At 27.6% G+C, this 12,557-nt stretch carries 8 protein-coding genes and 1 tRNA gene; 3 read left to right on the top strand and 6 right to left on the bottom strand.

Going from position 1 to position 12,557, the window contains the following annotated elements:
- Positions 1-8 precede the first annotated feature (8 nt).
- Positions 9-2,651: a DNA polymerase I gene (gene polA, locus ABFX13_RS03590; protein ID WP_346042608.1), complete on the bottom strand. Its 2,643-nt coding sequence runs from the start codon at positions 2,649-2,651 to the stop codon at positions 9-11.
- Positions 2,652-2,789: 138 nt separating this feature from the next.
- Here polA and ABFX13_RS03585 point away from each other — a divergent pair.
- Positions 2,790-2,876 (top strand) — tRNA-Leu (locus tag ABFX13_RS03585).
- Positions 2,877-2,915: 39 nt separating this feature from the next.
- On the opposite strand, the gene nifJ is transcribed toward ABFX13_RS03585, so the two are convergent.
- Both nifJ and ABFX13_RS03575 read right to left on the bottom strand, forming a co-directional pair.
- Positions 2,916-6,446, bottom strand: a complete 3,531-nt coding sequence (gene nifJ / locus ABFX13_RS03580) for a pyruvate:ferredoxin (flavodoxin) oxidoreductase (RefSeq protein WP_346042605.1) — start codon at positions 6,444-6,446, stop codon at positions 2,916-2,918.
- Positions 6,447-6,596: 150 nt separating this feature from the next.
- Positions 6,597-7,319 carry a hypothetical protein gene (locus tag ABFX13_RS03575; RefSeq protein ID WP_346042602.1) on the bottom strand — a complete coding sequence of 241 codons (723 nt, stop codon included), beginning with the start codon at positions 7,317-7,319 and terminating at the stop codon, positions 6,597-6,599.
- Between the two features lie 187 nt (positions 7,320-7,506).
- On the opposite strand from ABFX13_RS03575, the gene ABFX13_RS03570 reads away from it, so the two are divergent.
- Complete coding sequence (locus ABFX13_RS03570) at positions 7,507-8,424, top strand: selenium metabolism-associated LysR family transcriptional regulator (RefSeq protein ID WP_346042600.1); 918 nt, start codon at positions 7,507-7,509, stop codon at positions 8,422-8,424.
- Between the two features lie 27 nt (positions 8,425-8,451).
- Here the strand turns inward: ABFX13_RS03570 and ABFX13_RS03565 are convergent, their stop codons facing one another.
- From ABFX13_RS03565 to pdxR, 3 genes are all read right to left on the bottom strand, one after another.
- Positions 8,452-9,846, bottom strand: coding sequence for an aminopeptidase (locus ABFX13_RS03565; protein WP_346042598.1), 1,395 nt, complete (start codon positions 9,844-9,846; stop codon positions 8,452-8,454).
- A gap of 70 nt (positions 9,847-9,916) precedes the next feature.
- Entirely contained in the window at positions 9,917-10,141 is a 225-nt protein-coding gene (locus ABFX13_RS03560) for a DUF896 domain-containing protein (protein ID WP_346042596.1), read from the bottom strand.
- A 12-nt stretch (positions 10,142-10,153) separates the two neighbouring features.
- The gene (gene pdxR / locus ABFX13_RS03555) at positions 10,154-11,578 is read right to left on the bottom strand and encodes a MocR-like pyridoxine biosynthesis transcription factor PdxR (protein ID WP_346042594.1); all 1,425 of its coding nucleotides are present in this window, start codon (positions 11,576-11,578) and stop codon (positions 10,154-10,156) included.
- Between the two features lie 116 nt (positions 11,579-11,694).
- On the opposite strand from pdxR, the gene ABFX13_RS03550 reads away from it, so the two are divergent.
- The gene (locus tag ABFX13_RS03550; RefSeq protein WP_346042592.1) at positions 11,695-12,507 is read left to right on the top strand and encodes a histidinol-phosphatase HisJ family protein; all 813 of its coding nucleotides are present in this window, start codon (positions 11,695-11,697) and stop codon (positions 12,505-12,507) included.
- Positions 12,508-12,557 lie beyond the last annotated feature (50 nt).

The following is a 12,557-nucleotide window of genomic DNA, read 5'->3' as shown; positions in this document are numbered from 1 at the left end:
TTTACCACCTACTTTGTTTCATACCAAGAATCTCCAACATTTAAGTCTACATCTAAATTAACATCCATAGATACAGCATGTTCCATTTCTTCTTTAACAATTCTTGATACTATTTCTAATTCATCTTCATAGCATTCTATTATAAGCTCATCATGTACTTGAAGTATTAATTTTGATTTTAAATTCTTTTCCTCTAATTTTTTATATACATTAACCATAGCTATTTTAATTATATCTGCTGCACTACCTTGTATAGGAGCATTCATAGCTAATCTTTTACCTAAATTTCTAACTACTACATTTCCAGAATTTATTTCAGGTATATATCTTCTTCTATTTAATATAGTTTTTACATATCCATCTTTTTTAGCTTCTTCTATAGTATTGTCCATGTATGTTTTTATATCTTCATAAGTATTTAAATAGCTATCTATATACATTTTAGCTTCTTTCACTGGTATATGAAGATTTTGAGATAAACCAAAATCACTTATACCATACACTATCCCAAAGTTTACTGCTTTTGCAGCACTTCTTTTTTCACTTGTTACATCTTTTATGTCAATACCAAAAACTTGAGACGCTGTTTTTGTATGTATATCAACATTATGATTAAATGCATCTATCATATGCTCATCTTGACTCATATGAGCTAATACTCTTAACTCTATTTGAGAGTAATCTGCATCAACAAACTTACACCCATTATCTGCTATAAATACTTTTCTTATATTTCTACCTAACTCTAATCTTACTGGTATGTTTTGAAGATTAGGTTCTGTAGATGATATTCTACCTGTTGTTGTTATAGTTTGATTAAATGAAGAATGTATCCTTTTACTTATAGGGTTTATTATATTTATTAATCCATCTATATAAGTAGATTTTAATTTTACAATTTGTCTATATTCAGTTATTTTATCTATTATCTCATGTTTATCTCTTAATTTTTCTAGTACTTCAGCATTAGTTGAATAACCAGTTTTAGTTTTCTTTATAACTGGTAATTCCAACTTCTCAAATAATATAACTCCTAATTGCTTAGGTGAGTTAATATTAAATTTCTCACCTGCAAGTTCATATATTTCTTGTTCTAATTTATCTATAGATAATTTAAATTCTTCGCCTAATTCTATTAGCTTATCTTTATCTACCATTATTCCTTCATATTCCATATACCCTAAAACTTCAACTAAAGGCATTTCTACATGATAGAATAAACCATCCATATCCATATCATTTAATTTTTCTTCCATTTTAGAAACTACGTTTTCAACAAGGTTAATTATACTTCCTATGTGATTGTTTAATTCCTCTTTATCTAAATCTTCATATTTTTTAGCCTTTACACCTTTTCCTAATAGTTCTTCCATAGATTTTATTTTTTCCCCAAAATAATTCATAGCTATAGAATCATATGTATAATTAGAACTACTTGAATCTATAAGGTATTCAGCTATAGATATATCAAAATACATATTATTTAAAGATATATCATATGGTCTTAATGATATATAATCTGCTTTTAAGTCATATCCATATTTTCTTATATCTTCGTCTATTAATATATTTTTTACTTCATCTATCTGATTTTCATTTATGTAGTATATATCTTCTCCGTTTACACTTAAGTAAATAGACATTATATTTTTTTCAAGTATATTACCAGATTTCTTAACTGTCTTTAAAATCAATTTACCTTTACTTTTTACTTCTTCAATAAATTTAGATATATCTTCAATATGTTCTACATTTATTTTTAATTCTTTAGGTTCTCCATCTTCTTGTGAATTTTCTCCTATTCTTGCTATTAAACTATTAAAACCTAGTTCATTAAAAACTTGAATTAATTTAGATTTGTCATAATCTCCAAATATTAACTCATCTAAATTAACTTCTATAGGAACATCTCTAATAATAGTTGCTAACCTTTTACTCATTATTGCCAGTTCTTTATTTTCTTGAAGTTTTTTCTTTTGACTACCTTTTATACTATCTATATTTTCGATTATATTCTCAATACTCCCAAATTCTTTTATAAGTTTTATACCTGTTACTTCTCCAATTCCAGGTACCCCAGGTATATTATCTGACTTATCTCCCATAAGTCCTTTTAAATCAATAAATTGAGTCGGAGTCATTTGATATTTTTTCATGACTTCATCAAAGTCATATTCTTCTACTTCTCCTACACCTTTTTTTGTTATAAGAGTTGTTGTAGTGTTTGAAGCTAATTGTATGGCATCTTTATCTCCTGTAACTATATATACTTTATATCCTTCTTTTTCTGCTTTTAATGATACTGTCCCAATTATATCATCAGCTTCATAACCTTCTAATTCTAATCTATTTATATTAAAAGCATCCAATAAATTTTTTAATGGTTCTAATTGTTCTCTTAATTCATCTGGCATCTTCTTTCTACCAGCTTTATATTCTTTATATTCTAAATGTCTAAAAGTTGGAGCTTTTTTATCAAATGCAACACTTATATGAGTAGGTTTGTAGACTTCTATTATCTTAAATAACATAGTCGTAAATCCATATATGGCATTTGTATGTAAACCTTGTTTGTTAGTCAAATCAGGTAATGCATAAAAAGCTCTATTAACTATTGAGTTTCCATCTATTATAACTAAAGTTTTATCCAAGTTTATCACTCCTAATTATTTATCCTTTGTATTATTGACAATTTGTATTATATTTAATATTACCATATTATTTAAAGTATATTAAGAGAAAATATATTGCGAAACATTTTTTCAACTGATATAATAAAACTATATCGAGCCGGTTTGCTGGAATAGGCAGACGGGGCGGACTCAAAATCCGTTGGTAGTGATACCGTGTGGGTTCAAGTCCCACAACCGGCACCAATAAAAAAGAGAATAGATTTATCTATTCTCTTTTTTTGTTTATTTTTGTTGTGCTAACATTTTATATATTTCATATCTTTCTTTTGCATTTTCTTCTGTCATTTCAAATAGCTCTTCAGCTATATCAGGGAATTGTTTAGCTATAGCTGAATATCTTACTTGCCCCATTAAAAATTCTCTAAAGCTTTCTGTAGGCTCTTTAGAATCTAATGTAAATGGATTCTTTCCTTCTGATTTTAAAGTTGGATTATATCTATATAAATGCCAATATCCACACTTAACAGCTTGTTCTTCATTTGCCATTGAACGTCCCATACCTTCTTTTAACCCATGAGATATACATGGAGCATAACATATTATAAGTGATGGTCCATCATAGCTTTCAGCTTCTACTATAGCTTTTATTAATTGATTTCTATCTGCCCATAATGAAACTTGCGCTACATACACATTTCCATATGTCATAGCCATTCTTCCTAAATCTTTTTTCTTAGTTCTCTTCCCTCCTGCTGCAAATTTAGCCATAGCTGCAACTGGAGTAGATTTAGATGCTTGTCCACCTGTATTTGAATAAATTTCTGTATCAAATACTAATACATTTACATCTTCACCTGACGCAAGTACATGATCTAATCCGCCATAATCTATATCATATGCCCATCCGTCTCCTCCAAGTATCCATTGTGATCTTTTAACTAAATAATCTTCAACTTCTTTTATTTTATTTATTATGCTAGATACTTTTTCATCTGAGGATTTTATATTGTTTAAAACTTTTCTAACACCTTCTGATGCACACTTAGATTCTTCTCCATTATTTTTACTTTCTAGCCAATAATTAAATGCTTTTTTACTTTCTTCATCTATATCCATACTTAATAATTCTCTCATTAAATCTGCAATTCTATTTCTTATTTGCTTAACACCTAAATACATCCCATAACCGAATTCTGCATTATCTTCAAATAATGAGTTTGCCCAAGATGGTCCTTTACCTTCATGATTTACAGTGTATGGCATTGATGGTGCAGAACCTCCCCATATAGAAGAACATCCTGTTGCATTAGCAATCATCATTCTATCTCCAAATAATTGTGTTACTAATTTGATATATGAAGTTTCTCCACATCCAGCACAAGCTCCTGAGAATTCCATAAGTGGTTGTCTAAATTGACTTCCTTTTACAGTATTAGGATTCATCAAGTCTCCTTTATGACCAACTTGTGAAACTGCAAATGCCCAGTTTGGAACATCTTTGTCAGATAAAGTTTCAAGAGGCTTCATAACTAAAGCTTTTTCTTTAGCAGGACATATATCAGCACAGTTTCCACATCCAGTACAATCCATTGGACTTACTTGTATTTTGTATTGTAATCCTTCAAGACCTTTACCTACAGCTTTTTTAGTTTCAAAACTTTCTGGTGCTTGTTTTACTTCTTCCTCATTTAATAAAAATGGTCTTATACATGAATGCGGGCAAACATAAGAACATTGGTTACATTGAATACAATTTTCTAGTATCCATTCAGGGATATTAATTCCTACTCCACGCTTTTCATAAGCTGATGTACCATTTGGGAATGTACCATCTTCCATACCAATAAATGCACTTACTGGTAAGTTATCTCCTTCTTGTGCGTTCATAGGTCTTAATATATTTTTGATAAAGTCTGGTTCATCATAATGTGTATCTTCATCTTTTGCAGTTTTCCAAGATTCAGGAACTTCAACTTTAACAATAGAACTCATTCCTTTTTCAACTGCTTCGTAGTTCATATTTACTATTTTTTCGCCTTTTTTCCCATATGCTTTCTTTATAGAATCTTTTAAATGATCTATTGCATCTTGTTCTGGTATTATTTTTGCTAATTTAAAAAATGCAGATTGCATTATCATATTTATTCTATTTCCAAGTCCTATTTCTTGTGCTATCTTAGTAGCATTAACTGTATAGAAATTAATATTATTATTAGCTATATAATTTTTAAGTTTTGCAGGTAAGTGACTTTCTAATTCATCTTTATCCCATATACAGTTTAATACAAATGTTCCTCCATCTTTAAGTCCTTTTACTAAGTCATATTCACTTACATAGGATTGATTGTGACATGCTATATAGTCAGCCTCATCTATAAGATAAGTAGATTTTATAGGTGTTTTTCCAAATCTTAAATGAGACATTGTTATCCCACCAGATTTTTTAGAATCATATGCAAAATATGCTTGAGCAAACATATCTGTATTATTACCAATTATTTTTATTGCTTGTTTATTTGCTCCTACAGTACCATCTGATCCTAACCCCCAGAATTTACATCTTATAGTTCCTTCTTGGCTTATTTTAAAACTTCTATCAACTTCTATTGATCTATTAGTTACATCATCTACTATGCCTACAGTAAATTGATTTTTAGGATTATCTGATTTTAAGTTTTCATATATAGCTTTTATATCTGCTGGAGTTGTATCCTTAGATCCTAAACCATATATTCCTCCTATTATTTCAGGTCTTTTATCACTTTCATAAAATGCTGTTTTTACATCTAAATATAATGGTTCTCCTATAGCCCCAGGTTCTTTTGTTCTATCTAAAACACAAATTTTCTCTACACTAGATGGTATAACATCCATAAGATGTTTAGCTGAAAATGGTCTATATAAATGCACTTTAACTAATCCATATTTTTCCCCTTGGCTATTTAAATAAGTTATAGTTTCTTCTATTGTCTCTGTAACTGAACCCATTGCAACTATTAAATATTTAGCATCACTAGGTCCAAAATAATCAAATAAGCCATAATGTCTTCCTGTTAATTTACCAACTTGATTCATATAATCCTCAACTATAGGCACTATATTTTCATAATATTTATTTGAAGCTTCTCTATTTTGAAAGTATATATCTGGATTTTGTGCTGTTCCTCTTGTAACTGGATGATTTGGAGATAAAGATCTATCTCTAAACTCTTGTAAAGCTTTTTTATCTATTAAGCTTGCATAATCTTCATAATCTAAAACTTCTATTTTTTGTATCTCATGTGATGTTCTAAATCCATCAAAAAAATGAATAAATGGTAACCTTCCTTTTATAGCTGCTAAATGTGCTACTGGTGCTATATCAGCGACTTCTTGAACTGAGCTTGATGCTAGTAAAACACATCCTGTTTGTCTTGCTGACATAACATCTTGATGATCTCCGAATATAGATAATGCTTGAGATGCTATGGCTCTAGCACTTACATGGAAAACTCCAGGTAACAATTCACCTGATACTTTATACATATTAGGTATCATTAGTAATAACCCTTGAGATGCTGTAAATGTTGTTGTTAATGCCCCTGCTTGAAGTGATCCATGAAATACTCCTGCTGCTCCTGCTTCTGATTGCATTTCTACAACACTAACATTTTGCCCAAATATATTTTTTCTTCCTTGAGCTGACCATTCATCTACAACTTCTGCCATAGTAGATGATGGTGTTATTGGAAATATTGCCGCAACCTCTGTAAATGCATATGCAACATGTGCAGCTGCCGTATTACCATCTATAGTAATTATTTGTTTACCCATTTTATATACCTCCTTATTTATTCCTTATCATAAGTTATGTATTTTAGCTTCTTATTTTAGTCATAAAATATTATTTGCATTATTTAATTATATATACCAGTTTCTTAGTAAAATAAAAAATCCCCTCTACTTATAAAATAGAGGGGATTTTTAGTTTATTAATTTTTTGATTGAATTTACAATTGATTCTCTTGAAACTTGTGATACATTTGTTATTTTTTCATTTTCTTGAGTTATTGCTATTATATCTTCTAGTGTATCTTTGTTATTATCTAAAATGTAATAACTTATTATTTTTTTATTATTTTCACTATATGCAATTGCATTTGGTTTATCTAAACCAATGCTTTTCGAAAAATATTCCATACTTTTTCCTTCATATGATTTTAGCGAAACATTTTTAAATTTATCCATACTTAAATAGTTTTGATTATTGTAAAAGTCTATTATGACATTTGATTTAGTTGCATATTTAGGTAAATTTTCAAATCCAGATGAAATTCCTGCAAATTCATTGCTTTTTACATCAACTACTTTGTTATTATCTATATCTATATACAACGCACTATTTTCATACCCTTCTTTTGGATATACCAATTCTATGTCTAATTTACTTAAAAGTTGATTAAAATCTAATTTTTTACAGTTTCTGTAATTATCAACATTAATGTAGTATATTGTCAAATATGGTTTGCCCATATTTTTAACAACATAATCATAATCTTTCCCTATTATTTCGCTTATATCATTTTGAACTTTCGTTATATTCTTTTGTTGAGTAGCCTTATCTACTTTTTGTTCTTTATTCATACTGCATCCTGAGATTATTAGTATGGAAATTAGCATAATACTAATTAATTTAACTTTCCTCATATACTAATCCTCCTAAATTTACTTATACTTAATTATATAATATTTATTTTAATTAAATAACCTATATCAAAATATTGTAATATTTTTGTAAGACTTCTCTTTTAAATCGACATTTGCCTTTATATTTTTATAAGTACTTAGTTGTATGATATAATATATTATGACAAATTTAGGGGGGGACATTTTTATGGACTTAAAACAACTAGAAGTTTTTGTAGCTGTTGCAAAGTATAATAGTTTTTCTAAAGCTGCAAAAGAGTTATTTCTTACACAACCTACCGTTAGTGCTCATATTCAGAATTTAGAAAAAAATTTTGATACAGTTTTAGTAAATAGAAACAATAAAGTAATAACACTTACTAAATCAGGAGAAATTTTATATGAGCATGCTATTTATATATTAAATAATTGTAAAAAAGCTATTTACGATATCAAAGAGTATAGTGGAAAAATCGAAGGAGTAATCGATATAGCCTGTAGCTCTATTCCTGAAACATATATACTACCTGATTTTTTAAAAAACTTTTATTCTAACTATCCTAATGTAAAATTTAGCATTAGTAGATATGATTCTCAAGATGCCATATCTGAAATATTAAATGAGCGTAGTAGTTTTGGATTTGTAGGCTCTAAAATAAATAATAAAAAAGTTCGATATATAGATCTTATAGATGATGAACTTGTTTTAATAGCACCGATTGATTTAATCATAGAAAATGAAAATAATTATATTAATATAGAAAAATTGCATGATTTAAAGTTTATAATGAGAAAAGATGGATCTGGAACACAAAGTATAATTATAAATAAACTTAAATCTAATAAAATTTCAATAAACAGTCTAGATACTATTGCTTATGTAGAATCTAATGAATCTATAAAAGAAATGGTTAGATTAGGACTTGGTGTATCTTTTGTTTCATATAATTCAGTTATAGATGATATAAATCTTAAAAAGATAAGATATTATAAAATTAAAAATGTAAAATTTGATAGAAAATTTTATTTTGCATATTCAAATAAAAAAACATTCTCTCCTTTAGAATATAAATTTTTAGATAGCATTTGCGATTATTTCAATATTGATATCAATAAAAAAAGATAAGTGATTAATCACTTATCTTTTTTTATATTATGCTTCTATTGTATAAAATGCTTTATAACCTTTGTACATTTCATATATATCTGCTTTAGATACTATTTCATAAGGGGCATGCATATTTAATACGCCTACTCCACAATCTATTACTTCTGCTCCTTGTTCAGCTAATATATGAGCGATTGTTCCACCGCCACCTTGGTCTACTTTACCAAGTTCAGCTATTTGCCATACAACTCCAGCTTTATCAAATATTCTTCTTACTTGTGCTGCAAATTCTGCATTAGCGTCATTACATCCACTCTTACCTCTAGCTCCTGTATACTTAGTTAAAGCTACTCCATATCCCATATAACATGCATTTCTCTTGTCAAGTACTTCTGGGTATGTAGGATCAAATCCTGCAGAAACATCAGCAGATAATACTTTAGAATTAGCCATAGCTCTTCTTACTTTAAGCTCGCAGTAATTTCCTTCTATGTTTATAAGTTCAGCTATAATATTTTCAAAGAATCTTGAATGCATGCCTGTATTACCTGTTGATCCTATTTCTTCTTTGTCTACACATAATGCAACTGCTGTATATCTTGGATTTTCAATATCAAATATAGATTTTATTGCAGCATAAGAACATACTCTATCATCATGTCCATAAGCTATAACCATAGATTTATCAAATCCTAAATGTCTAGCTTTTCCAGCTGGAACTATTTCTATTTCTGCTGTTAAGAAGTCTTTTTCTGTCATATTGTATTTTTCATTTAATAATCTTAATACATTTGCAGAAACTGCATCTTTTTCTTCGCCTTCTAATGGCATATGTCCAACTAAAAGATTTAAAGCTTCACCAGTTATACCATCAGATAATTTCTTTTGCATTTGATCTGCTGATAAATGTATTAATAAATCTGTTACACAAAATACTGGATCATTATCATCTTCACCTATACATATATCAACTTTAGTTCCATCATTTAATATTACAACTCCATGTAATGATAGTGGTAATGCTGTCCATTGATACTTTTTAATTCCACCATAATAATGAGTTTTTAATAAAGCCATTTTTCCATCTTCATATAGTGGATTTGGTTTTAAATCTAGTCTAGGAGAATCTATGTGTCCACCAACTATTCTCATTCCATTTTGTAGTTCTTCTTGTCCTATTACAAATAATGCAACACCTTTGTCTTTATTATTTGCATATATTTTGTCCCCTGCTGATAAACTTCCTTTTGACATGGCTTCTTCTATAGATATATATCCATTTTCTTTAGCTTGTCTTATTATTTCTCTAGCTGATGTTCTTTCTGTCTTACCTGCATCTAAAAACTTCATATAACCATTTGCATAATCCATAACACTATTTAACTCTTTGTTTTCATTAATTTGATTCCATGCATTTTTAAATTCATGTCTTAAGTCCATAACAATACTCCCTTTCTAGTAAAATTTTTCCTTACAATAATTATAGCACACTTACAATATTAGGCTTATATTATTTTTGGTTCTTTTGGTTTTTCATAGCTTCTTCATATTCTTCAGGTGAAACAACCTTAATATTTTCTAATCTTGATCTAAAATGTCCTCTAAAGTGCTCTAAATACTCTTTTCTTAAACCTTCTCTTTCTTTATGTTCTTCTTCTGTTAAACCTTCACCTTTATGTTTTTTTGCTAATTCATTTATTCTATTTAATTTATCTCTATCAAATTCGTTATTCATTTATTATCACTCCTAAAAAAATAATTTATTTTCTTTAAATTCTTCTGTATTTTTATAATTTGTTAAAAATTCATCTATATTTTTTGATATTATATCTATTCCCTTTTCTATTTCACATATACTTGGTTGTGCTATATTTATTCTAAAGAATCTATCATCTATAGGTGTGTCAAAAAAATGACCTCCTGATAAAATTGATACCCCTTTTTTTAAAATATATGAACTAAATTCTTTAGATGAGTATCCTCTCGGTAATTCTAAAAAGAAGTTTATACCTCCTGATGGCACTTTTAACTTAAGTTTTTCTCCTAAGTTCTTATTTATTAATTTTGATGCTAATTCGAATTTTTCACTATAAGCTTTTTCTAACCTTTCTATGTATTCATCCCAATCAAAGTTTTCCATGTAATAATACATAGACCTTTGAATTATACCTGATGTTGAAATGTCTGAAGAATATTTAGCCCATAAAATTTTTTTTAAAATTTCACTTGGCATCTCAACTAAACCTATTCTAAGCCCTGGCATAAGTATTTTAGAAAAACTTTTTATATAAATTACTCTCCCTTTATCATCATAGCTTCTTAAGGGATAATTTTTATGAGAACTAAATTTTAAATCACTCATAAAATCATCCTCTAATATATAAAAATCGTACTTTTCAGCTAATTCTATAAGTTTTTTCTTTTTATAAATCGAGTACGATATTCCTGTTGGATTTTGATAATTAGGCATTGTATAAATTATCTTAGGTCTTGTTTTTTCAAGCTTTAATTTTAATATACCTATATCTATACCATCTTCTAGCATCGGTATACTTATAATCTTTGCACCTCTATTTTTAAATACTTCTAAGGCTCCTCTATATGTAGGTTCCTCAACAAAAACTAAATCTGAGTAATTTATAATACCTTTACATACAATATCTATTCCTTGTTGAGCTCCTGAAATTATTTGGATATTATCTTTACGAGTATTTATATTTAATTTTTTTAAATAATCTACTAATTTCTCTCTTAGATTCAAAAATCCTAGTCCATCATCATATTCAAATATAGAATTACCTTCTTTTTCTAAAGCCATATTTATAGATTCCTTAAAATCATCAACTGGAAACATATCTATTGATGGATTTCCATTATCAAATCTTATAATTCCATCCATTTCTATAGATTTTTCTTTATTTATACTCCTTTTTACATCAGATACAAAAGTTCCACTACCTATATTTTTATATACATAGCCTTCTTTTTCTAATAGCTCATATACTTTTACTATGGTAGTGTTATTAACCTCTAGTAATTTTGCTAAAGTTCTTATTGGTGGAAGTTTTTTATTTGCTTTTATTTCATCTTCTATAATCATTTTCTTTATATGATTATAAATCTGTAAATACTTAGGACTACTTTCTTTTATTATAAATTTATATTTATCCATTTTATCCCCACTTAAAACGATATTATTTATATATGCCTTTATTGATGCACATATCTATATTTGATATTATTATGTATATATAATACCAAAATTTTTTAAAAAAGGGGATAATAATTATGTATTACGATTATCATATGCATTCAAACTTCTCTGGAGATAGTCAAACACCTATGGAAGACATGGTTAAAAAATCAATAGACCTTGGATTAAAGGAAATATGCTTCACAGACCATGTTGACTATGACATAATAAGCGATGTAGAATTTGAAACTGATTATGATGCTTATTTTAAAAACATTAATATGCTTAAAGATAAATATATAAATAAAATTACTATTAAAAAAGGTATAGAAATGGGTGTTCAGCCACATATTCTTGAAAAGTGTTCTAATGACATAAAAAAATATCCTTTTGATTTTGTTATATGTTCAATGCATGCAATAGATAAAATTGATTTATACAATGGAACTTTTTTTAATGATAAAACTCAAGCTGAAGCTTATGAAAAATATTATGAAACGTTATATAATATAGTAAAAAATTATAATGACTATAGTGTATTAGGACATCTAGACTTAATCAAAAGATATGGAGATTATAAATCAGAACTAGATGATAAACTTTTCTATGATATATTAGAAGCTATCTTAAAAGAAGCTATACAAAATGGAAAAGGAATTGAAGTTAATACTTCTTGTTTTAGATATGGTCTTAAAGATTTAACTCCATCTACTTATATACTTAAAATGTATAAAGATTTAGGTGGAGAAATAATAACAACTGGTTCAGATTCTCATATCCCATCTCAAGTTGCATATAAGTTTGATTTTATATATAAAAAATTAAGCGAACTTGGTTTTAAATATGTAACTACATTCGATTCAATGAAACCAAAATTTATAAATATAGAAAATATAATATATAAATAAGCAAAAAAATAATAACTCTAAATATATAATATGGGTTATTATTTTTTCAT

It is taken from the genome of Paraclostridium tenue (assembly GCF_039521565.1).
GTDB classification, from domain to species: domain Bacteria; phylum Bacillota; class Clostridia; order Peptostreptococcales; family Peptostreptococcaceae; genus Paraclostridium; species Paraclostridium tenue.
The sequence above is the reverse complement of the archived record's forward strand: the minus strand, read 5'-3'. Positions and strand labels throughout refer to the sequence as shown.